General features: G+C 61.6%; 30 protein-coding genes. 29 read left to right on the top strand and 1 reads right to left on the bottom strand.

Going from position 1 to position 18836, the window contains the following annotated elements:
- The first annotated feature begins 16 nt into the window (after window positions 1–16).
- The 29 genes from fusA (at window position 17) to rplQ (ending at window position 18069) form a co-directional block, all read left to right on the top strand.
- Window positions 17–2107: an elongation factor G gene (fusA, locus tag FJ943_RS07360; protein ID WP_015317987.1), complete on the top strand. Its 2091-nt coding sequence runs from the start codon at window positions 17–19 to the stop codon at window positions 2105–2107.
- A 66-nt stretch (window positions 2108–2173) separates the two neighbouring features.
- The gene (tuf, locus tag FJ943_RS07355; protein WP_015317986.1) at window positions 2174–3349 is read left to right on the top strand and encodes an elongation factor Tu; all 1176 of its coding nucleotides are present in this window, start codon (window positions 2174–2176) and stop codon (window positions 3347–3349) included.
- A 69-nt stretch (window positions 3350–3418) separates the two neighbouring features.
- The gene (gene rpsJ, locus FJ943_RS07350; protein WP_010909272.1) at window positions 3419–3727 is read left to right on the top strand and encodes a 30S ribosomal protein S10; all 309 of its coding nucleotides are present in this window, start codon (window positions 3419–3421) and stop codon (window positions 3725–3727) included.
- Window positions 3728–3788: 61 nt separating this feature from the next.
- Window positions 3789–4511, top strand: a complete 723-nt coding sequence (gene rplC / locus FJ943_RS07345; protein WP_015317985.1) for a 50S ribosomal protein L3 — start codon at window positions 3789–3791, stop codon at window positions 4509–4511.
- Window positions 4511–5131: a 50S ribosomal protein L4 gene (gene rplD / locus FJ943_RS07340; RefSeq protein WP_015317984.1), complete on the top strand. Its 621-nt coding sequence runs from the start codon at window positions 4511–4513 to the stop codon at window positions 5129–5131. Before rplC ends, rplD begins: the two co-directional genes overlap by 1 nt.
- Window positions 5128–5421, top strand: coding sequence for a 50S ribosomal protein L23 (locus FJ943_RS07335; protein WP_010909275.1), 294 nt, complete (start codon window positions 5128–5130; stop codon window positions 5419–5421). The genes rplD and FJ943_RS07335 overlap by 4 nt, the downstream gene beginning before the upstream one ends.
- Before the next feature lie 23 nt (window positions 5422–5444).
- The gene (gene rplB / locus FJ943_RS07330; RefSeq protein ID WP_015317983.1) at window positions 5445–6278 is read left to right on the top strand and encodes a 50S ribosomal protein L2; all 834 of its coding nucleotides are present in this window, start codon (window positions 5445–5447) and stop codon (window positions 6276–6278) included.
- Between the two features lie 16 nt (window positions 6279–6294).
- The gene (gene rpsS, locus FJ943_RS07325) at window positions 6295–6573 is read left to right on the top strand and encodes a 30S ribosomal protein S19 (protein WP_015317982.1); all 279 of its coding nucleotides are present in this window, start codon (window positions 6295–6297) and stop codon (window positions 6571–6573) included.
- Between the two features lie 2 nt (window positions 6574–6575).
- A complete protein-coding gene (gene rplV / locus FJ943_RS07320) occupies window positions 6576–6965 on the top strand; it encodes a 50S ribosomal protein L22 (protein WP_010909277.1) in 390 nt (129 codons plus the stop codon).
- Window positions 6965–7690, top strand: a complete 726-nt coding sequence (gene rpsC / locus FJ943_RS07315) for a 30S ribosomal protein S3 (RefSeq protein ID WP_013895697.1) — start codon at window positions 6965–6967, stop codon at window positions 7688–7690. The genes rplV and rpsC overlap by 1 nt, the downstream gene beginning before the upstream one ends.
- A gap of 27 nt (window positions 7691–7717) precedes the next feature.
- Window positions 7718–8131, top strand: coding sequence for a 50S ribosomal protein L16 (gene rplP, locus FJ943_RS07310; RefSeq protein WP_006205460.1), 414 nt, complete (start codon window positions 7718–7720; stop codon window positions 8129–8131).
- A 13-nt stretch (window positions 8132–8144) separates the two neighbouring features.
- Window positions 8145–8345: a 50S ribosomal protein L29 gene (rpmC, locus tag FJ943_RS07305; RefSeq protein ID WP_006205459.1), complete on the top strand. Its 201-nt coding sequence runs from the start codon at window positions 8145–8147 to the stop codon at window positions 8343–8345.
- Between the two features lie 11 nt (window positions 8346–8356).
- Window positions 8357–8596 carry a 30S ribosomal protein S17 gene (gene rpsQ, locus FJ943_RS07300; RefSeq protein ID WP_010909280.1) on the top strand — a complete coding sequence of 80 codons (240 nt, stop codon included), beginning with the start codon at window positions 8357–8359 and terminating at the stop codon, window positions 8594–8596.
- Between the two features lie 72 nt (window positions 8597–8668).
- Entirely contained in the window at window positions 8669–9037 is a 369-nt protein-coding gene (gene rplN / locus FJ943_RS07295) for a 50S ribosomal protein L14 (RefSeq protein ID WP_006205457.1), read from the top strand.
- A gap of 12 nt (window positions 9038–9049) precedes the next feature.
- On the top strand, window positions 9050–9364 hold the full coding sequence (gene rplX, locus FJ943_RS07290) for a 50S ribosomal protein L24 (RefSeq protein WP_015317981.1): 315 nt from the start codon (window positions 9050–9052) through the stop codon (window positions 9362–9364).
- Window positions 9357–9935, top strand: a complete 579-nt coding sequence (rplE, locus tag FJ943_RS07285) for a 50S ribosomal protein L5 (RefSeq protein ID WP_023773630.1) — start codon at window positions 9357–9359, stop codon at window positions 9933–9935. The genes rplX and rplE overlap by 8 nt, the downstream gene beginning before the upstream one ends.
- Window positions 9936–9962: 27 nt before the next feature.
- On the top strand, window positions 9963–10268 hold the full coding sequence (gene rpsN, locus FJ943_RS07280) for a 30S ribosomal protein S14 (RefSeq protein WP_013895695.1): 306 nt from the start codon (window positions 9963–9965) through the stop codon (window positions 10266–10268).
- A gap of 12 nt (window positions 10269–10280) precedes the next feature.
- Window positions 10281–10679: a 30S ribosomal protein S8 gene (gene rpsH / locus FJ943_RS07275; RefSeq protein ID WP_006205453.1), complete on the top strand. Its 399-nt coding sequence runs from the start codon at window positions 10281–10283 to the stop codon at window positions 10677–10679.
- A gap of 88 nt (window positions 10680–10767) precedes the next feature.
- Window positions 10768–11301 (top strand): 50S ribosomal protein L6, encoded by a 534-nt coding sequence (gene rplF, locus FJ943_RS07270; RefSeq protein WP_013895694.1) that lies wholly within the window; start codon window positions 10768–10770, stop codon window positions 11299–11301.
- 137 nt (window positions 11302–11438) lie between these two features.
- Complete coding sequence (gene rplR, locus FJ943_RS07265; protein WP_015317978.1) at window positions 11439–11798, top strand: 50S ribosomal protein L18; 360 nt, start codon at window positions 11439–11441, stop codon at window positions 11796–11798.
- Window positions 11799–11930: 132 nt separating this feature from the next.
- Complete coding sequence (gene rpsE, locus FJ943_RS07260; protein WP_006333394.1) at window positions 11931–12494, top strand: 30S ribosomal protein S5; 564 nt, start codon at window positions 11931–11933, stop codon at window positions 12492–12494.
- A gap of 24 nt (window positions 12495–12518) precedes the next feature.
- The gene (gene rpmD / locus FJ943_RS07255) at window positions 12519–12716 is read left to right on the top strand and encodes a 50S ribosomal protein L30 (protein ID WP_140720530.1); all 198 of its coding nucleotides are present in this window, start codon (window positions 12519–12521) and stop codon (window positions 12714–12716) included.
- Between the two features lie 22 nt (window positions 12717–12738).
- Window positions 12739–13212 carry a 50S ribosomal protein L15 gene (rplO, locus tag FJ943_RS07250; RefSeq protein WP_140720528.1) on the top strand — a complete coding sequence of 158 codons (474 nt, stop codon included), beginning with the start codon at window positions 12739–12741 and terminating at the stop codon, window positions 13210–13212.
- A 193-nt stretch (window positions 13213–13405) separates the two neighbouring features.
- Window positions 13406–14746, top strand: a complete 1341-nt coding sequence (gene secY, locus FJ943_RS07245; protein ID WP_015317976.1) for a preprotein translocase subunit SecY — start codon at window positions 13406–13408, stop codon at window positions 14744–14746.
- The gene (locus FJ943_RS07240; RefSeq protein WP_015317975.1) at window positions 14743–15339 is read left to right on the top strand and encodes an adenylate kinase; all 597 of its coding nucleotides are present in this window, start codon (window positions 14743–14745) and stop codon (window positions 15337–15339) included. The genes secY and FJ943_RS07240 overlap by 4 nt, the downstream gene beginning before the upstream one ends.
- A 199-nt stretch (window positions 15340–15538) precedes the next feature.
- Entirely contained in the window at window positions 15539–15907 is a 369-nt protein-coding gene (gene rpsM, locus FJ943_RS07235; RefSeq protein WP_006205445.1) for a 30S ribosomal protein S13, read from the top strand.
- A 122-nt stretch (window positions 15908–16029) separates the two neighbouring features.
- Window positions 16030–16419, top strand: a complete 390-nt coding sequence (gene rpsK, locus FJ943_RS07230) for a 30S ribosomal protein S11 (RefSeq protein ID WP_006205444.1) — start codon at window positions 16030–16032, stop codon at window positions 16417–16419.
- 103 nt (window positions 16420–16522) lie between these two features.
- Entirely contained in the window at window positions 16523–17533 is a 1011-nt protein-coding gene (locus FJ943_RS07225) for a DNA-directed RNA polymerase subunit alpha (protein WP_006205443.1), read from the top strand.
- A gap of 104 nt (window positions 17534–17637) precedes the next feature.
- The gene (gene rplQ, locus FJ943_RS07220; protein ID WP_015317974.1) at window positions 17638–18069 is read left to right on the top strand and encodes a 50S ribosomal protein L17; all 432 of its coding nucleotides are present in this window, start codon (window positions 17638–17640) and stop codon (window positions 18067–18069) included.
- Between the two features lie 63 nt (window positions 18070–18132).
- Here rplQ and FJ943_RS07215 read toward each other — a convergent pair whose 3' ends face one another.
- Window positions 18133–18744, bottom strand: a complete 612-nt coding sequence (locus FJ943_RS07215; RefSeq protein ID WP_140720527.1) for a hypothetical protein — start codon at window positions 18742–18744, stop codon at window positions 18133–18135.
- Between the last annotated feature and the right edge of the window lie 92 nt (window positions 18745–18836).

The following is an 18836-nucleotide window of genomic DNA, read 5'->3' as shown; positions in this document are numbered from 1 at the left end:
CTGAGAGGCAGCTACGATGGCCCGCGAATACAAAATCGAAGACTACCGCAATTTCGGTATCATGGCGCATATTGACGCCGGCAAGACGACGACCACCGAGCGCGTCCTCTATTACACGGGCAAGTCGCACAAGATCGGCGAAGTGCACGACGGCGCTGCCACCATGGATTGGATGGAGCAGGAGCAGGAGCGCGGCATCACCATCACGTCCGCCGCGACCACGACCTTCTGGAAGGCTCGTGACGGCAAGATGCACCGCTTCAACATCATCGACACCCCCGGACACGTCGACTTCACCATCGAAGTCGAGCGTTCGCTGCGCGTGCTTGACGGCGCCATTGCGCTGCTCGATGCCAATGCCGGTGTCGAGCCGCAGACGGAAACCGTCTGGCGCCAGGCGGACAAGTACCGCGTTCCGCGCATGATCTTCTGCAACAAGATGGACAAGATCGGCGCCGACTTCTACCGCTCGGTCGAAATGATCGGTTCGCGCCTCGGCGCGCATGCCGTCGTCATGCAGCTGCCGATCGGCGCCGAGACCGAATTCAAGGGCGTCGTCGACCTGGTCGAGATGAACGCGCTGGTCTGGCGCGACGAGACGCTGGGCGCTGCCTGGGACGTCGTCGAGATCCCGGCCGACCTTCAGGCTCGTGCGGAAGAATATCGCGAGAAGATGATCGAAGCCGCCGTCGAAATGGACGAGACGGCGCTTGAGAATTACCTCGAAGGCAAGATGCCGTCGAATGACGAGATCCGCGCGCTGATCCGCAAGGGCACCATCGCGGTGAAGTTCTACCCGATGTTCTGCGGCTCGGCCTTCAAGAACAAGGGCGTGCAGCCGCTGCTCGACGCCGTCGTCGAATACCTGCCGTCGCCGGCCGATGTTCCGGCCATCAAGGGCGTCGATGCCAAGACCGATGCCGAGATCGAGCGTCACGCCGACGACAACGAGCCGCTTTCGATGCTCGCCTTCAAGATCATGAACGACCCGTTCGTCGGTTCGTTGACCTTTGCCCGTATCTACTCGGGCAAGCTCACCAAGGGCATCTCGGTTGACAACACCGTGAAGGGCAAGAAGGAGCGCATTGGCCGCATGCTTCAGATGCATGCGAACTCGCGCGCCGACGTCGAAGAGGCTTTTGCCGGCGACATCGTCGCCCTGGCCGGCCTCAAGGACACCACCACCGGCGATACGCTGAGCGATCCGCTGCACCCGGTCATCCTCGAGCGCATGGAATTCCCCGATCCGGTCATCCAGATCGCCATCGAGCCGAAGACCAAGAACGACCAGGAAAAGATGGGCCTGGCCCTTCATCGCCTGGCCGCCGAGGACCCCTCCTTCCGCGTCAAGACCGACGAGGAATCAGGCCAGACCATCATTTCTGGCATGGGCGAGCTTCACCTCGACATCATCGTCGACCGCATGCGCCGCGAGTTCAAGGTTGAAGCCAACGTCGGTGCGCCGCAGGTGGCTTACCGTGAAACGATCACTCGCAAGCACGAGCAGGACTACACGCACAAGAAGCAGACCGGCGGTACCGGTCAGTTCGCCCGCGTCAAGATCCTGTTCGAGCCGAACCCGGAAAGCCCCGAGTTCGAGTTCGATACCAAGATCGTCGGCGGTGCGGTTCCGAAGGAATACATCCCGGGTGTCGAAAAGGGCATCAACAGCGTCATGTCGTCGGGTCCGTTCGCGGGCTTCCCGATGATCGGTGTCAAGGCGACGCTCATCGACGGCGCATACCACGACGTCGACTCCTCGGTGCTCGCCTTCGAAATCGCCGGCCGTGCCTGCTTCCGTGAAGCCGCGCCCAAGCTCGGCGTGCAGCTGCTCGAGCCGATCATGAAGGTCGAGGTCGTCACGCCGGAAGATTACGTCGGCAGCGTCATCGGTGACCTGAACGGCCGTCGCGGCCAGATCCAGGGCCAGGAAGCACGTGGCGTCGCGGTGGTTATCAACGCGATGGTGCCGCTCGCCAACATGTTCAAGTATGTCGACAACCTGCGCTCGATGAGCCAGGGCCGCGCGGCCTACACGATGCAGTTCGATCACTACGAGCCTGTGCCGACCGCGGTCGCCCAGGAAGTCCAGAAGAAATACGCGTAACCCCGACGGGTTGCAGCAGTAACTTAAATCAAGGCCCGCACGGGCGAGCAGGATTGGAGACATCACATGGCAAAAGGTAAATTCGAGCGCACCAAGCCTCATGTGAACATCGGCACGATTGGTCACGTCGACCATGGCAAGACGTCGCTGACGGCGGCGATCACCAAGTATTTTGGCGAATACAAGCGCTACGACCAGATCGATGCGGCGCCTGAAGAGAAGGCGCGCGGCATCACGATCTCGACGGCTCACGTCGAATACGAGACCGCCAACCGCCACTATGCCCACGTCGACTGCCCCGGCCACGCCGACTATGTGAAGAACATGATCACCGGTGCCGCGCAGATGGACGGCGCGATCCTGGTCGTGTCGGCCGCCGACGGCCCGATGCCGCAGACCCGCGAGCATATCCTGCTTGCCCGTCAGGTCGGCGTGCCGTCGATCGTCGTGTTCCTGAACAAGGTCGACCAGGTCGACGACGCCGAGCTGCTCGAACTGGTCGAGCTCGAGGTTCGCGAACTGCTGTCGAAGAACGAATTCCCCGGCGACGACATTCCGATCGTCAAGGGTTCGGCGCTGGCCGCTCTGGAAGATTCGGACAAGAAGATCGGCGAGGACGCGATCCGCGAGCTGATGGCTGCGGTCGACGCCTACATCCCGACGCCGGTTCGTCCGCTCGACAAGCCGTTCCTGATGCCGATCGAGGACGTGTTCTCGATCTCGGGCCGCGGCACGGTCGTCACTGGCCGCGTCGAGCGCGGCGTGGTCAAGGTCGGCGAGGAACTGGAGATCATCGGCATCCGTCCGACGACCAAGACGACCTGCACGGGCGTCGAAATGTTCCGCAAGCTGCTCGACCAGGGCCAGGCTGGCGACAACATCGGCGCGCTGTTGCGCGGCGTTGATCGTGAGGGTGTCGAGCGCGGCCAGGTTCTGGCCAAGCCGGGCACGGTGAAGCCGCACAAGAAGTTCGTGGCCGAAGCCTACATCCTGACCAAGGACGAAGGTGGCCGTCACACGCCGTTCTTCACCAACTACCGTCCGCAGTTCTACTTCCGCACGACCGACGTGACCGGCATCGTGTCGCTGCCGGAAGGCACCGAGATGGTGATGCCCGGCGACAACATCACGGTCGATGTCGAGCTGATCGTGCCGATCGCCATGGAAGAGAAGCTGCGCTTCGCCATCCGTGAAGGCGGCCGCACCGTCGGTGCCGGCATCGTCGTCACCATCAAAGAGTAATTTGGACTTAAACCGATCTGTCGCGGGCGCCGGAGTTGCCCGCGCCGCGCCAGAACAAGGAAGTGACGCATGAACGGACAGAATATCCGCATCCGCCTGAAGGCGTTTGATCACCGCGTGCTCGACGCCTCGACGAAGGAAATCGTGTCGACGGCCAAGCGCACCGGGGCAAACGTCCGCGGCCCCATTCCGCTGCCGACGCGGATCGAAAAGTTCACGGTCAACCGATCGCCCCACGTCGACAAGAAGAGCCGCGAGCAGTTCGAGATGCGCACGCACAAGCGTCTGCTCGACATCGTCGATCCGACCCCGCAGACGGTCGATGCTTTGATGAAGCTCGATCTGGCCGCCGGCGTCGACGTCGAGATCAAGCTCTAAGGGAATGAGAGCGCGGTAAGGGGCGGTGCCCCTGGCCCGGAACTCTAAAGGAATTGAACCGATGCGTTCAGGTGTGATTGCAAAGAAGGTGGGAATGACCCGCATCTATAATGATGCCGGGGAACATGTTCCCGTCACCGTTCTCCAGATGGAGAACTGCCAGGTCGTGGCACAGCGCACGCAGGAGAAGAATGGCTACACCGCCGTTCAGCTCGGCGTTGGCCTCGCCAAGGTGAAGAACACGTCGAAGGCGATGCGCGGCCATTTCGCGACCGCCTCCGTCGAGCCGAAGGCGAAGGTCGCCGAGTTCCGCGTCTCCGCCGACAACATGATCGACGTCGGCGCCGAGATCACCGTCGACCATTTTGTCGCCGGCCAGAAGGTCGATGTGACGGGCACGACGATTGGCAAGGGTTTCCAGGGCGTCATCAAGCGCCACCACATGGGTGGTGGCCGCGCGACCCACGGTAACTCGGTCTCGCACCGTACACACGGCTCGACCGGTCAGCGCCAGGACCCGGGCAAGGTGTTCAAGGGCAAGCATATGGCTGGTCACATGGGCGACACCCGCGTGACGACACAGAATGTCGAGGTCGTTTCGACCGATGCCGACCGCGGCCTGATCCTGATCCGCGGTGCGGTTCCCGGATCGAAGGGCGCCTGGATCCTGGTCCGCGACGCGGCCAAGGTGGCACTGCCGGCCAATGCGCCGAAGCCCGCCGCGATCCGCGCCGTTGCGGCAGCTGCTAAGAACGAGGCTCCGGCCACAGAGGGAGCGGAATAATGGATCTCAAGATCACAACGCTCGGCGGCAAAGACGCCGGCAAGGTGGAACTTTCCGACGGAATTTTCGGCCTTGATCCGCGCGAGGACATCCTGCAGCGCGTCGTGCGCTGGCAGCTTGCCAAGAAGCAGCAGGGCACGCACAAGGCCAAGGGCCGCGCCGAAATCGCGCGCACCGGTGCCAAGATGTACAAGCAGAAGGGTACGGGCCGCGCCCGTCACCACTCCGCACGCGCTCCGCAGTTCCGCGGCGGCGGCAAGGCCCACGGACCGGTCGTTCGCAGCCATGAGCATGAACTGCCCAAGAAGGTTCGTGCGCTCGGCCTCAAGCATGCCCTTTCGGCCAAGGCCAAGAGCGCGTCGATCATCATCATCGACGAGCTGAAGCTGACCGAGGCCAAGACCAAGGCGCTGATCGCGAATTTCGCGACGCTGGGCCTGACCAACGCCCTGGTGATTGGCGGCGCCGAGCTTGACAAGAACTTCAAGCTGGCAGCCACCAACATCCCCAACATCGACGTGCTGCCCATCCAGGGCATCAACGTCTACGACATTCTGCGCCGCGGCACGCTGGTCCTTTCGAAGGCCGCCGTCGAGGCTCTCGAGGAGCGCTTTAAATGACCGACCTTCGTCACTACGACGTGATCGTCTCGCCGGCGATCACTGAAAAGTCGACCATGGCCTCCGAGCAGAACCAGGTCGTCTTCAACGTCGCCAAGAAGGCGTCGAAGCCCGAAATCAAGGCCGCCGTCGAAGCGCTGTTCGGCGTCAAGGTGATGGCCGTGAACACGCTTGTCCGCAAGGGCAAGATCAAGCGCTTCCGCGGCACGATCGGCCGCCAGAGCGACGTCAAGAAGGCGATCGTGACGCTGGCCGACGGCCAGTCGATCGACGTCGCGACGGGTCTCTGAGCAAGGCCGCGAGGACAACAACAATGGCACTGAAAAAATTCAACCCGGTAACGCCTAGCACCCGCCAGCTGGTCATCGTCGACCGCTCGGGCCTCTACAAGGGCAAGCCCGTGAAGGGCCTGACCGAGGGTCTGACCAAGTCGGGCGGCCGCAACAACCACGGCCGTATCACCGCCCGCTTCATCGGTGGTGGCCACAAGCGTTCGTACCGCATCATCGACTTCAAGCGTCGCAAGTTCGACGTTGTCGGCACGGTCGAGCGCATTGAATACGATCCGAACCGCACGGCCTTCATCGCACTGATCAAGTATGATGATGGTGAGCTGTCCTACATCATCGCTCCGCAGCGTCTGGCTCCCGGCGACAAGATCGTGGCTGGCGAAGCGGTCGACGTGAAGCCGGGCAATGCGATGCCGCTGGCCTCGATGCCGGTCGGCACCATCGTCCACAACATCGAGCTGAAGCCGGGCAAGGGCGCCCAGGTCGCCCGGTCGGCAGGTGGTTACGGCCAGTTGGTCGGCCGTGACCAGGGCATGGCGATCCTGCGCCTCAACTCGGGCGAGCAGCGTGTCGTTCACGGCTCCTGCATGGCCACCGTCGGTGCCGTGTCCAATCCGGACCACGGCAACATCAACGACGGCAAGGCCGGCCGCACGGTTTGGCGTGGCAAGCGTCCGCACAATCGCGGCGTGACCATGAACCCGGTCGACCACCCGCATGGCGGTGGTGAAGGCCGCACCTCCGGTGGCCGTCATCCGGTCAGCCCGTGGGGCAAGCCGACCAAGGGCAAGAAGACGCGGTCCAACAAGGCGACCGACAAGTTCATCCTGCGCTCGCGCCATCAGCGCAAGAGCTAAGAAGAGGTAACGCCAAGTGACTCGTTCTATTTGGAAAGGCCCCTTCATCGACGGCTACCTTCTCAAGAAGGTAGACAAGGTTCGTGAAGGCGGTCGCAATGAGGTGATCAAGATGTGGAGCCGTCGCTCCACCATCCTGCCGCAGTTCGTCGGCCTCACCTTCGGTGTCTACAACGGCCAGAAGCATGTTCCCGTTTCGGTGAACGAGGACATGGTCGGTCACAAGTTCGGTGAATTCGCTCCGACCCGGACCTATTACGGTCACGGCGCGGATAAGAAGGCGAAGAGGAAATAATCATGGGCAAGGCCAAAGCTCCGCGCAGGCTTGCTGACAACGAAGCGCGCGCCGTGTTGCGCACGATCCGTATCAGCCCGCAGAAGCTGAACCTGGTTGCCGCGCTGATCCGCGGCAAGAAGGTCGCGACAGCGCTTTCCGATCTCGAATTCTCGGCCAAGCGGATTTCCGGCACGGTCAAGAAGACGCTGGAATCGGCAATCGCCAACGCGGAAAACAACCACGACCTCGATGTCGATGCGCTGGTGGTGGCGGAAGCCTATGTCGGCAAGTCGATCGTCATGAAGCGGTTCCACGCTCGTGGCCGTGGTCGCGCCAGCCGTATCGAGAAGCCGTTCTCGCACCTCACGATCGTCGTTCGTGAAGTCGAAGAAAAAGGGGAGGCCGCATAATGGGCCAGAAAGTCAATCCGATCGGTCTTCGCCTCGGCATCAACCGCACCTGGGATTCGCGCTGGTTCGCGAACACCGGCGAGTACGGCAAGCTGCTGCATGAGGACATCAAGATCCGCAAGTATCTTGAGAAGGAACTCAAGCAGGCCGCGATCTCGAAGGTCGTGATCGAGCGTCCGCACAAGAAGTGCCGCGTCACCATCCATGCCGCGCGCCCGGGTCTGATCATCGGCAAGAAGGGCGCCGACATCGAGAAGCTTCGCAAGAAGCTGATGGAGATGACGAAGTCCGAGACGCACCTCAACATCGTTGAAGTGCGCAAGCCGGAAATCGACGCGACCCTGGTCGCCCAGTCGATCGCCCAGCAGCTCGAGCGCCGTATCGCGTTCCGCCGCGCCATGAAGCGTGCCGTGCAGTCGGCCATGCGCCTCGGTGCCGAAGGCATCCGCATCAACTGCGCCGGCCGTCTTGGCGGCGCCGAGATCGCGCGTATGGAATGGTACCGTGAAGGTCGCGTGCCGCTGCATACGCTGCGCGCCGATGTCGATTACGGTACGGCCGAGGCGAACACGGCGTATGGCATCTGCGGCGTCAAGGTCTGGGTATTCAAGGGCGAGATCCTCGAGCACGATCCGATGGCTTCGGAACGTCGCGCGACCGAGGGTGATGCCGCGCATGGCGGTGGTGGTGATCGCGAACGCGGTCGTCGTCGCGAAAACGCCTGAGACATTTAGGAATTTGGAGTTAGAACGATGCTGCAGCCAAAGCGCACAAAGTTCCGCAAGCAGTTCAAGGGCCGTATCCATGGTACCGCAAAGGGCGGCACCAACCTGGATTTCGGTGGTTTCGGGCTGAAGGCGCTTGAGCCGAACCGCGTCACCGCGCGTGAGATCGAGGCGGCCCGCCGCGCGATCACTCGCGAAATGAAGCGTGCCGGCCGCGTCTGGATCCGCATTTTCCCGGACGTGCCGGTCACTTCGAAGCCGACCGAAGTCCGCATGGGCAAGGGCAAGGGCGCGGTCGATTACTGGGCGGCGCGCGTCAAGCCGGGCCGCATCATGTTCGAGATCGACGGCGTCAATGAAGAAACCGCCCGTGAGGCGCTGCGTCTCGGCGCGGCCAAGCTCTCGGTCAGGACGCGCTTCGTACAGCGCATCGCAGAATAAGGACGGGCTGATCATGAAAGCCGAAGACATCCGGACCAAGACCCAGGACCAGCTGACCGACGACCTGGCCAGCCTGAAGAAGGAGCAGTTCAACCTGCGCTTCCAGAAGGCCACCGGCCAGCTCGAGAAGACCGCGCGCGTGAGGCAGGTTCGCAAGGACATTGCGCGTATCAAGACCATCGCTGCGGAAAAGTCCGCGGCCAAGAAGGCTTAAGGACGAAAACCATGCCAAAGCGCATTCTGCAGGGCACCGTCGTCAGCGACAAGAACGAGAAGACGGTTGTCGTCAAGGTCGAACGGCGCTTCACGCATCCCGTGATGAAGAAGACCGTGCGCATGACCAAGAAGTACAAGGCGCACGACGAGAACAACGCCCACAAGGTCGGCGATCAGGTGTTCATCCAGGAATCGAAGCCGATTTCCAAGGATAAGCGCTGGATCGTCGTATCCTCGGATCAGGCGTAAACAAACGAATTTTGGACAGACCGGGGAGGGGCTTCGAGCCCATCCCGTTAGAAAAGAAGAAGGCGGCCAGTCATGATTCAGATGCAAACAAACCTCGACGTGGCGGATAATTCCGGCGCGCGTCGTGTCATGTGCATCAAGGTGCTGGGCGGCTCGAAGCGGAAATACGCTTCCGTGGGCGACATCATCGTGGTGTCGATCAAGGAAGCCATTCCGCGCGGCCGCGTTAAGAAGGGCGATGTGATGAAGGCGGTCGTGGTTCGCACGGCCAAGGACATCCGCCGCCCGGACGGCAGCGTGATCCGTTTCGACAAGAACGCGGCCGTTCTCGTCGACAACAAGAAAGAGCCGATCGGCACGCGTATCTTCGGACCGGTTCCGCGCGAACTTCGCGCCAAGAACCATATGAAGATCATCTCGCTCGCGCCTGAAGTGCTGTAAGGAGCCGGACCAATGCAAAAGATTAGAAAAGGCGACAAGGTCGTCGTGCTGGCTGGCAAGGACAAGGGCCGTTCGGGCGAAGTCCTCTCGGTTCAGCCGAAGGATGACACCGCGCTGGTGCGCGGCGTCAACATGATCCGTCGTCACCAGAAGCAGTCCCAGTCCCAAGAGGGCGGGATCATCACCAAGGAAGCGCCGATCCAGCTGTCGAACATCGCGCTGGCCGACCCGAAGGATGGCAAGCCGACCCGCGTCGGTTTCGTCTTCCAGAAGGACGGCAAGAAGGTGCGCGTCGCCAAGCGCTCGGGAGAAGTCATCAATGGCTAAGGCTCAAACCAAGCAGGCGACTGCCAACAACACGCCGCGCCTCAAGCAGGTCTACAACGAGACCATCCGCAAGGCGCTGCAGGAGCAGTTCGGCTACGACAACGAGATGCAGGTTCCGCGCCTCGACAAGATCGTGCTGAACATGGGTGTGGGCGAAGCGACCGCCGATTCGAAGAAGCCTTCGGTCGCGGCCGAGGACCTGGCGATGATCGCCGGCCAGAAGGCCGTCGTCACCCGCGCCCGCAATTCGATCGCGGGCTTCAAGGTTCGCGAGAAGATGCCGATCGGCGCCAAGGTCACGCTGCGCAAGGAACGCATGTACGAGTTCCTCGACCGCCTCGTGAACATCGCGCTGCCGCGCGTCCGCGACTTCCGCGGACTGAACCCCAAGAGCTTCGATGGCCGTGGCAACTATGCCATGGGCATCAAGGAGCACATCGTGTTCCCGGAGATCAACTACGACAAGGTTGATCAGATCTGGGGCATGGACGTCATCGTTTGTACGACTGCGAAGACGGACGACGAAGCCAGGGCTTTGCTCAAGGCTTTCAACTTCCCCTTCCGCCAGTAACGGCAGCGAGAAAAGGAAAAATCTGAAATGGCAAAGACCAGCTCAGTCGAGAAGAACAACAGGCGCCGCAAGCTTGCCGACCAGTACGGTCCCAAGCGCGCTGCGCTCAAGGCGATCATCATGGATCAATCCAAGCCGATGGAAGAGCGCTTCCGCGCTCAGCTCAAGCTTGCCGCCATGCCGCGCAACTCGGCCAAAATCCGCATCCGCAACCGCTGCGAAGTCACCGGCCGCCCGCGTGCCTACTATCGCAAGCTCAAAGTATCGCGCATCGCGCTTCGGGACCTCGGCAATAACGGCCAGATCCCGGGCCTGGTCAAGTCGAGCTGGTAAGGAGGACATAACATGTCATTGAGCGATCCTCTCGGCGATATGCTGACCCGCATCCGCAACGCCTATGGCCGCAAGAAGTCGAGTGTCTCGACGCCGGCCTCGCGTCTGCGCACCCGCGTCCTCGACGTGCTGAAGGCTGAAGGCTATATCCGCGATTACAGCCAGACCGATTTCGACAACGGCAAGTCCGAGATCGAAATCGAGCTGAAGTATTTCGACGGTGCCCCGGTCGTGCGCGAAATCGCCCGCGTTTCGAAGCCCGGCCGCCGCGTTTACGTCTCGGCCAAGTCGATTCCGCACGTTGCCAACGGCCTCGGCATTGCCATCCTTTCGACACCGAAGGGCGTGATGGCCGACCATGAAGCACGCGAACAGAACGTCGGCGGCGAGATCCTCTGCCAGATCTTCTGATCCGGCAGCTTACCGCACGTGGAATTCGGTCTTCGGATCGTTCCCGAAGACAGAGACCTGAAACAAGAGAAGTGACGAGGACAACCTGATGTCTCGTATTGGAAAGAAACCCGTTTCGCTGCCGCAGGGCGTGACCGCGACCGTCAATGGCCAGACCGTGACGGCGAAGGGCCCCAAGGGCGAGCTGAAGTTCGTGGTGAACGACGAAGTCCTGGTCAAGATGGAAGGCAGCGAAATCGCTGTCCAGCCTCGCGACCAGACCAAGACCGCCCGCTCCAAGTGGGGCATGTCGCGCACGCAGATCGTCAACATCCTGCAGGGCGTGAAGGACGGTTTCGAGAAGAAGCTCGAGATCACCGGCGTCGGCTATCGCGCCGCCTTGCAGGGCAAGAACCTGCAACTGGCCCTTGGCTTCAGCCATGATGTCGTCTACGAGACGCCGGCCGGCATCACGATCACCGTGCCGAAGCCGACCGAAATCACCGTGGCCGGCATCGACAAGCAGCAGGTCGGCCAGGTCGCAGCGGAAATCCGCGAATACCGCGGTCCCGAGCCCTACAAGGGCAAGGGCGTCCGCTACGCTGGCGAGAAGATCGTCCGCAAGGAAGGCAAGAAGAAGTAGTCGGCTTGGTCCTGAAAAGTTGCAGACTTTTCGGACAGGGACCAAGCCACGGAAGTTAACGCCGCGGGGAGCGGTCGCGGGAGGCGCTTCGCCTACCGCATATGGCGGCCCCTGTTTTTTGAAGGCAAGGAACTATCATGGCTATCAAGGAATCCATCCAGCGCCGCGCGCAGCGCGTGCGCCGTCAGATCAAGAAAGTCGCCGGCGAGCGTCCGCGTCTGTCGGTTCATCGCACGTCTAAGAACATCTACGTCCAGGTCATCGACGACGCCAAGGGCCACACCATTGCCGCCGCCTCGACGCTCGAGAAGGATCTCAAGGGTTCGCTCAAGACCGGCGCTGACACTGCTGCCGCCGCTGCGATCGGCAAGCTGATCGCCGAGCGCGCCACCAAGGCTGGCGTCAAGGAAGTCGTCTTCGATCGCGGCGCCTACATCTATCACGGCCGCGTCAAGGCGCTGGCTGAAGCGGCCCGCGAAGGCGGTCTCAGCTTCTAAGCATGACCCCGAAAAGTTGCAGACTTTTCGGATAAGATCATGCAAGGGAAGAAATGATTTTCACCGTCGGCGACCCAAAGCGGCGCCGGCAATCAGCAACCCGTGCTTCCGGAAAAGAACAAGGAACAGGATATGGCACAGGAACGTAGGGATGGCGGCCGCGGCCGCGATCGTGAAGAACGCGATGACGGCATGGTGGACAAGCTTGTCCACATCAACCGCGTCGCCAAGGTCGTCAAGGGCGGCCGTCGCTTTGGTTTTGCCGCGCTCGTCGTCGTCGGCGACCAGAAGGGCCGCGTTGGCTTTGGTCACGGCAAGGCGCGCGAAGTGCCGGAAGCTATCCGCAAGGCAACTGAATCCGCAAAGCGCGACATGATCTTCGTGCCGTTGCGCTCGGGCCGCACGCTGCACCATGACGTCGAGGGACGTTGGGGCGCTGGCCGTGTTCTGCTGCGCGCTGCCAAGCAGGGTACCGGCATCATCGCCGGCGGCCCGATGCGCGCCGTCTTCGAGACGCTCGGCATGCACGACGTGGTTGCCAAGTCGATGGGTTCGTCGAACCCGTACAACATGGTTCGCGCCACCTTCGACGCGCTGAAGAGCCAGATGCATCCCAAGGATGTGGCTGCCGCGCGTGGCATCAAGTATTCGACCCTTCAGGCCCGCCGCGGCACCGCCGTTGCGGCTGAAGAATAGTCGATCTGACCAGGGATTTTGACCATGGCCAAGAAAGCAACCAACACCATCACCGTTGAGCAGATCGGTTCGCCGATCCGCCGCCCGAAGGAACAGCGCGCAACGCTGGTCGGCCTCGGCCTCAACAAGATGCACAAGCAGCGCACGCTGGAAGATACGCCTTCCGTGCGCGGCATGATCGCTGCCGTCCAGCATCTCGTCCGCGTCGTGGACGAGGGCTGAGCAAGAGCGCAGGAGAACCCAGATGAAACTCAATGATCTGCGTGACAAGGACGGCGCGACGCACTCCAAGAAGCGTCTCGGCCGCGGCATCGGCTCCGGCTCGGGCAAGACAGCCGGTCGCGGCGTCAAGGGCCAGAAGGCGCGCTCCGGCGTCGCCGTCAACGGCTTCGAGGGTGGCCAGATGCCGCTCTACAGGCGTCTGCCGAAGCGTGGCTTCAACAACATCTTCGCCAAGAGCTTCACCGTCGTCTCGCTGGCCCGTATCCAGGAAGCCGTCGATGCCAAGAAGCTTGACGTCAAGGCGACCGTGACGGCCGAGGCGCTTGTCGCCGCCGGCGTCATCCGCCGCGTCAAGGATGGCGTGCGCGTGCTGTCCGATGGCGAACTCAAGGCCAAGCTCGCCTTCGACGTCGCCGGAGCCTCCAAGGCCGCGATCGAGAAGATCGAAAAGGCCGGCGGTTCGGTCAAGCTGCCGGAAAAGGCACCCGCCGAGTAACGGCAATTTGAAGAGCGGTCGGCAAGAGTGGTATCCGTTTTTGCTTCCGATCGCGCTTTGACCTGCTCAATTTAGCGGCCGCGTCGACGCGGCCGCTTGCATGTTTACAGCCCGGAGCTTATCTCGTGAGCTTCGGTGAAACGCACCGCCTGACCTCACGGGCCATCAAGCGTTACCAAGCGGAGAATCAGGCATGGCTTCGGCTGCTGAACAACTAGCCTCGAATCTGAATTTCTCGGCCTTCGCCAAGGCGGAGGACCTTAAGAAACGCATCTGGTTCACCATCGGCGCGTTGCTCGTCTATCGCCTCGGCACCTACATCCCGCTTCCCGGCATCAATCCCGACGCTTTCGCCCAGGCCTTCTCCTCGCAGAGCAAGGGCGTGCTCGGCATGTTCAACATGTTCGCCGGCGGTGCCGTGCAGCGCATGGCGATCTTTGCACTCGGCATCATGCCCTACATCTCCGCTTCCATCATCATGCAGCTGATGACCTCGGTCATTCCCTCGCTGGAAGCGCTGAAGAAGGAAGGCGAGCAGGGCCGCAAGGTCATCAACCAGTACACGCGCTACGGCACCGTGCTCCTGGCGCTGGTACAGGCCTATGGCATTTCGGTGGGACTGGAGAACGGCAACGGCATCGTCAGCGATCCCGGCATGTTCTTCCGCATCTCCACCGTCGTCACGCTGGTCGGCGGCACCATGTTCCTGATGTGGCTGGGCGAGCAGATCACAGCGCGCGGCATCGGCAACGGCATTTCGCTGATCATCTTCTCCGGCATCGTCGCCGGCTTGCCGCATGCCATTTCCGGCACACTGGAACTCGGCCGTACCGGCGCCCTGTCGACCGGCCTGATCCTGGCGATCATCGTGCTGGCCATCGTCGTCATAGCGCTTATCGTGTTCTTCGAGCGCGCCCAGCGCCGCCTGCTGATCCAGTATCCGAAGCGCCAGGTCGGCAACCGCATGTTCCAGGGCGATACCTCGCATCTGCCGCTCAAGCTCAACACCTCGGGCGTCATCCCGCCGATCTTCGCGTCGTCGCTGCTTCTGCTGCCGGCCACCGTCGCCGGCTTCTCGCAGACGACCAACATGCCGGCCTGGGCCAGCACCATCCTGGCCTCGCTTGGCCACGGCCAGCCGCTCTACATGGCATTCTATGCGGCGATGATCGTGTTCTTCGCCTTCTTCTACACAGCGATCGTGTTCAACCCGAAGGACACCGCCGACCAGCTCAAGAAGCATTCGGGCTTCATCCCTGGCTATCGTCCGGGCGAGCGCACCGCCGACTATATTGATTACGTCCTTACCCGCATCACCGTCGTCGGCGCCATCTACCTGGTGCTGGTGTGCCTGCTGCCGGAGTTCCTGATCTCGGCGACTGGCGTACCATTCTACCTCGGTGGCACATCGCTTCTGATCGTGGTCAGTGTCACGCTCGATACGGTTGCGCAGATTCAGGGTCACCTGATCGCGCACCAGTATGAAGGCCTGATCAAGAAGTCGAAGCTGCGCGGGGGGAAGAAAGCCAGATGAGGTTGATTTTGCTTGGGCCGCCAGGAGCGGGCAAGGGGACACAAGCACAAAGACTGGTAGAAAAACACGGCATACCCCAGCTCTCGACGGGTGATATGCTGCGTGCCGCCGTTCAGGCCGGTACCGAGGTCGGCAAGCGTGCCAAGGCGGTGATGGATGCCGGCGAGCTGGTGTCCGACGCCATCGTCAACGCCATCGTCGCCGAGCGTATCGATCAGGCTGACTGCGCCAAGGGTTTTATCCTCGACGGCTATCCGCGCACGCTGGTGCAGGCGGATGCGGTTGAATCGATGCTTTCAGAGCGCGGCATTGGTCTCGACACCGTCATCGAACTGGTCGTCGACGACAGGGCCCTGGTTGGTCGAATCGTCAAGCGCGCCGATGATGCAAAGGCCGCCGGCCAGCCGGTGCGCAAGGACGACAATCCCGCCGTGTTCGAAGAGCGGCTGCGGGAGTACTACAAGAAGACCGCTCCGCTGACCGGCTACTATTACGCCAAGGGCAAGCTCAAGACTGTGGACGGCATGGCCAGTATCGACGCGGTAACCGCCGAGATTGAAGCCGTTCTCGCGGCGGCCGAGAAGGCGCGGTAGGGGAATTTAAAGATTAAGCTTGACGGAGACGACTTGCTGCGGTATGGCGGCCCGTCTTCCTATCAGATGCGCGCTTTGCCTGTCCGCAAGGGCAGGGCAGTCGCTTTGAACTGGAAACTCCCGCAAGGGCCGGCCTCCACCGGACGCGGGGCAATCTGAATAATGCCGGCTTGTCCGGCCCACATGGAGAAGAGAAGATATGGCTCGTATAGCCGGCGTCAACATTCCGACCAACAAGCGCGTTGTCATCGCGCTTCAGTACATTCACGGCATTGGCAAGAAGTTCGCCCAGGAGATCGTCGACAAGGTCGGCATCCCGGCCGAGCGCCGCGTCAACCAGCTGACCGATGCGGAGGTGCTGCAGATCCGCGAGACCATCGACCGCGACTATCAGGTCGAAGGCGACCTGCGCCGCGAAGTGTCGATGAACATCAAGCGGCTCATGGACCTTGGCTGCTACCGCGGCCTGCGTCACCGCCGCTCGCTGCCGGTTCGCGGCCAGCGCACGCACACCAATGCACGTACCCGCAAGGGCCCGGCCAAGTCGATCGCCGGCAAGAAGAAGTAATAAGAGTGAGTGGCTGGTAGTGGGTGGTGAGGACGTCATCGCTACTCACTAATTCACTATTCACTTTTCCAGGTGGAGCCGCTGGCATTACGGCGGTGTAGAGATCAACTGAAAGGACTATCATGGCCAAGGAAGCCGCTCGTGTTCGCCGTCGCGAACGCAAGAACATTTCGTCGGGCGTTGCCCACGTCAATTCGACCTTCAACAACACGATGATCACCATCACCGACGCGCAGGGCAATTCGATTGCCTGGTCGTCGGCCGGTGCCCAGGGCTTCAAGGGTTCGCGCAAGTCGACCCCGTTCGCCGCCCAGATGGCTGCCGAGGACGTTGCCAAGAAGGCCCAGGAACACGGCATGCGCATGCTCGAAGTCGAGGTCTGCGGACCGGGCTCCGGTCGTGAATCGGCGCTGCGCGCCCTGCAGGCGGCCGGCTTCACCATCACCTCGATCCGTGATGTGACGCCGATCCCGCACAATGGCTGCCGCCCGCGCAAGAAGCGCCGCGTCTAAGCAATTTATCGAACGCCGCGTGAGCGCCCAAGGGCGTTCCTCCACGGTATTCCAGGTCGCCCGCCACGATTGGATGGTGGCGGGTCAACGGAAGGAAAGCATCATGATCCAGAAAAATTGGCAGGAACTGATCAAGCCGAACAAGATCGAGTTCTCGTCGAAGAAGAAGACGCTGACCACGCTGGTCGCCGAGCCGCTCGAGCGTGGCTTTGGTCTGACGCTTGGCAACGCGCTCCGCCGCGTGCTTCTGTCTTCGCTGCGCGGGGCGGCCGTCACCGCCGTGCAGATCGACGGTGTTCTGCATGAATTCTCGTCCATCGCCGGCGTGCGCGAGGACGTGACCGACATCGTCCTGAACATCAAGGAAATCGCAATCCGCATGGAAGGCGATGGCCCCAAGCGCATGGTCGTTCGCAAGCAGGGCCCGGGTGCGGTTCTTGCCGGCGACATCCAGACGGTTGGCGACGTCGAGATCCTCAACCCCGACCACGTCATCTGCACGCTGGACGAAGGCGCTGAAATCCGCATGGAATTCACCGTCGACACCGGCAAGGGCTACGTGCCTGCCGAGCGCAACCGCGCCGAGGACGCGCCGATCGGCCTGATCCCGGTGGACAGCCTCTATTCGCCGGTGAAGAAGGTCTCCTACAAGGTCGAGAACACCCGCGAGGGCCAGGTTCTCGACTATGACAAGCTGACCATGACCATCGAGACCGACGGTTCGATCTCGGGCGAGGACGCGGTGGCTTTCGCCGCCCGCATCCTGCAGGACCAGCTTGGCCTGTTCGTCAACTTCGACGAGCCGCAGAAGGAAGTCGCCGCCGAAGCCGTCACCGAGCTCGCCTTCAACCCGGCGCTGCTCAAGAAGGTCGACGAACTCGAGCTTTCGGTGCGTTCGGCCAACTGCCTGAAGAACGACAACATCGTCTATATCGGCGATCTCATCCAGAAGACCGAAGCCGAGATGCTGCGCACCCCGAACTTCGGCCGCAAGTCGCTCAACGAGATCAAGGAAGTGTTGGCGGCGATGGGCCTGCACCTCGGCATGGAAGTGCCGGACTGGCCGCCGGAAAACATCGAAGACCTCGCCAAGCGTTACGAAGACCAATATTGAGCATGAATTCCAAGGATCGGCGGCGTGAGCCGCTCGATCCGACGGTCATGCGGAAAACCCTCGGAGGCCGTGGCCTCTTGAACAACTGAAGAAGGAAAAGAGCCATGCGCCACGGTTTCAAAGGCCGCCGCTTCGCCCGCAGCATAAGCCACCGCAAGTCGATGTTCGCCAATCTGGCGGTGTCGCTGCTCGAGCACGAGCAGATCGTCACCACCTTGCCGAAGGCGAAGGACCTGCGTCCGATCGTCGAGAAGCTGGTGACGCTCGGCAAGCGCGGCGACCTGCACGCGCGCCGCCAGGTGATCGCGCAGATCGGCAATGAGGGCGTCGTCAAGCGCCTGTTCGACACCATCGCCCCGCGCTATGCCACCCGCAACGGCGGCTATCTGCGCATCATGAAGGCCGGCTTCCGTCACGGCGACAATGCCGCGATGGCGGTCATCGAGTTCGTCGATCGCGACACCTCGGCCAAGGGCGCCGGCGATCGCGCCCGCATCGAAGCCGAAGCCACCGACGCGGATGCCGCGGCCGCATAAGGCTCGGTCTTTCCGAATTGAATTGAAGGGGCCTGCGGGCCCCTTTTTACGTCTGCCGATGTTTTACCGTCCGCTGGCAAGCGCCAGATACTGGCTTCCACTCAACAGCTTCCAATTGAATGCGCCCGGTACCTCTTCAGTCTTCGGGCTGGGGTAAGAATAGATACTGTCGAGGACGGCCCGAGAATCGATCTCCCTCATCGATTGCGACGTGGAGGACGCGCCCAAATACGCTTCGGTGTCCTGATCGCCGATGAAGTCAGTAGCCACATGAAAATGAATCTGAATCAGTCCGGCGCAGATATTCATCCCGATGTCATGGCCAGACGTAGCGTAGAAAACTTTAGCCTGATCTGGAAGCCAAAGGCCGGCCCCCAGGAACTCTGATGGCTTTGTCTTTCCGCTGAGCCCATCTAGAGCAAGCGCAAAGCAATCGGTGACAGTCTCCGACTTGCCTTTGAGATAACCGGCCTCTTCGATTTGAAACCAGTTCATCTGGTGCGGTGGCTCGATATCAAAGGAAATTTCGAGCTTTCCGAACGTCCAAAAGTCCGGGTCAGCATGCTCAGGCGTGCCGAGCACCTCGACAATCTCGGCCATTGTCATGTCGGGGCGGATCGGCCCCAAGCTGCCGGTCTTCAAAAAGTCACGGAATGACAGGAGTTGTTTTTTCATGTGAGCTGACGAGGTTTTCGGCTTCAGGTTCAGCTTTAGCTGCTTTTACTGCTTAAAAAATCGGATTTCAGCGGCTTAGCCTTTCATTTTGC

Origin of the sequence: Mesorhizobium sp. B2-3-10, from assembly GCF_006442275.1 — a bacterium.
GTDB classification, from domain to species: domain Bacteria; phylum Pseudomonadota; class Alphaproteobacteria; order Rhizobiales; family Rhizobiaceae; genus Mesorhizobium; species Mesorhizobium australicum.
This window is presented reverse-complemented; position numbering and strand designations above follow the sequence as displayed.

Coding starts and splice junctions, on each gene's coding strand:
- rplN (WP_006205457.1), top strand. CDS start 8,669: ATGATTCAGATGCAAACAAACCTCGACGTGGCGGATAATTCCGGCGCG.
- rplX (WP_015317981.1), top strand. CDS start 9,050: ATGCAAAAGATTAGAAAAGGCGACAAGGTCGTCGTGCTGGCTGGCAAG.
- rpsE (WP_006333394.1), top strand. CDS start 11,931: ATGGCACAGGAACGTAGGGATGGCGGCCGCGGCCGCGATCGTGAAGAA.
- FJ943_RS07215 (WP_140720527.1), bottom strand. CDS start 18,744: ATGAAAAAACAACTCCTGTCATTCCGTGACTTTTTGAAGACCGGCAGC.
- FJ943_RS07335 (WP_010909275.1), top strand. CDS start 5,128: ATGACCGACCTTCGTCACTACGACGTGATCGTCTCGCCGGCGATCACT.
- rpsK (WP_006205444.1), top strand. CDS start 16,030: ATGGCCAAGGAAGCCGCTCGTGTTCGCCGTCGCGAACGCAAGAACATT.
- rplV (WP_010909277.1), top strand. CDS start 6,576: ATGGGCAAGGCCAAAGCTCCGCGCAGGCTTGCTGACAACGAAGCGCGC.
- rplR (WP_015317978.1), top strand. CDS start 11,439: ATGGCTATCAAGGAATCCATCCAGCGCCGCGCGCAGCGCGTGCGCCGT.
- secY (WP_015317976.1), top strand. CDS start 13,406: ATGGCTTCGGCTGCTGAACAACTAGCCTCGAATCTGAATTTCTCGGCC.
- rpsJ (WP_010909272.1), top strand. CDS start 3,419: ATGAACGGACAGAATATCCGCATCCGCCTGAAGGCGTTTGATCACCGC.
- rpmC (WP_006205459.1), top strand. CDS start 8,145: ATGAAAGCCGAAGACATCCGGACCAAGACCCAGGACCAGCTGACCGAC.
- FJ943_RS07240 (WP_015317975.1), top strand. CDS start 14,743: ATGAGGTTGATTTTGCTTGGGCCGCCAGGAGCGGGCAAGGGGACACAA.
- rplD (WP_015317984.1), top strand. CDS start 4,511: ATGGATCTCAAGATCACAACGCTCGGCGGCAAAGACGCCGGCAAGGTG.
- FJ943_RS07225 (WP_006205443.1), top strand. CDS start 16,523: ATGATCCAGAAAAATTGGCAGGAACTGATCAAGCCGAACAAGATCGAG.
- rplC (WP_015317985.1), top strand. CDS start 3,789: ATGCGTTCAGGTGTGATTGCAAAGAAGGTGGGAATGACCCGCATCTAT.
- rpmD (WP_140720530.1), top strand. CDS start 12,519: ATGGCCAAGAAAGCAACCAACACCATCACCGTTGAGCAGATCGGTTCG.
- rpsQ (WP_010909280.1), top strand. CDS start 8,357: ATGCCAAAGCGCATTCTGCAGGGCACCGTCGTCAGCGACAAGAACGAG.
- rplB (WP_015317983.1), top strand. CDS start 5,445: ATGGCACTGAAAAAATTCAACCCGGTAACGCCTAGCACCCGCCAGCTG.
- rpsC (WP_013895697.1), top strand. CDS start 6,965: ATGGGCCAGAAAGTCAATCCGATCGGTCTTCGCCTCGGCATCAACCGC.
- rplP (WP_006205460.1), top strand. CDS start 7,718: ATGCTGCAGCCAAAGCGCACAAAGTTCCGCAAGCAGTTCAAGGGCCGT.
- rplQ (WP_015317974.1), top strand. CDS start 17,638: ATGCGCCACGGTTTCAAAGGCCGCCGCTTCGCCCGCAGCATAAGCCAC.
- fusA (WP_015317987.1), top strand. CDS start 17: ATGGCCCGCGAATACAAAATCGAAGACTACCGCAATTTCGGTATCATG.
- rpsN (WP_013895695.1), top strand. CDS start 9,963: ATGGCAAAGACCAGCTCAGTCGAGAAGAACAACAGGCGCCGCAAGCTT.
- rpsH (WP_006205453.1), top strand. CDS start 10,281: ATGTCATTGAGCGATCCTCTCGGCGATATGCTGACCCGCATCCGCAAC.
- rpsM (WP_006205445.1), top strand. CDS start 15,539: ATGGCTCGTATAGCCGGCGTCAACATTCCGACCAACAAGCGCGTTGTC.
- tuf (WP_015317986.1), top strand. CDS start 2,174: ATGGCAAAAGGTAAATTCGAGCGCACCAAGCCTCATGTGAACATCGGC.
- rplF (WP_013895694.1), top strand. CDS start 10,768: ATGTCTCGTATTGGAAAGAAACCCGTTTCGCTGCCGCAGGGCGTGACC.
- rplE (WP_023773630.1), top strand. CDS start 9,357: ATGGCTAAGGCTCAAACCAAGCAGGCGACTGCCAACAACACGCCGCGC.
- rplO (WP_140720528.1), top strand. CDS start 12,739: ATGAAACTCAATGATCTGCGTGACAAGGACGGCGCGACGCACTCCAAG.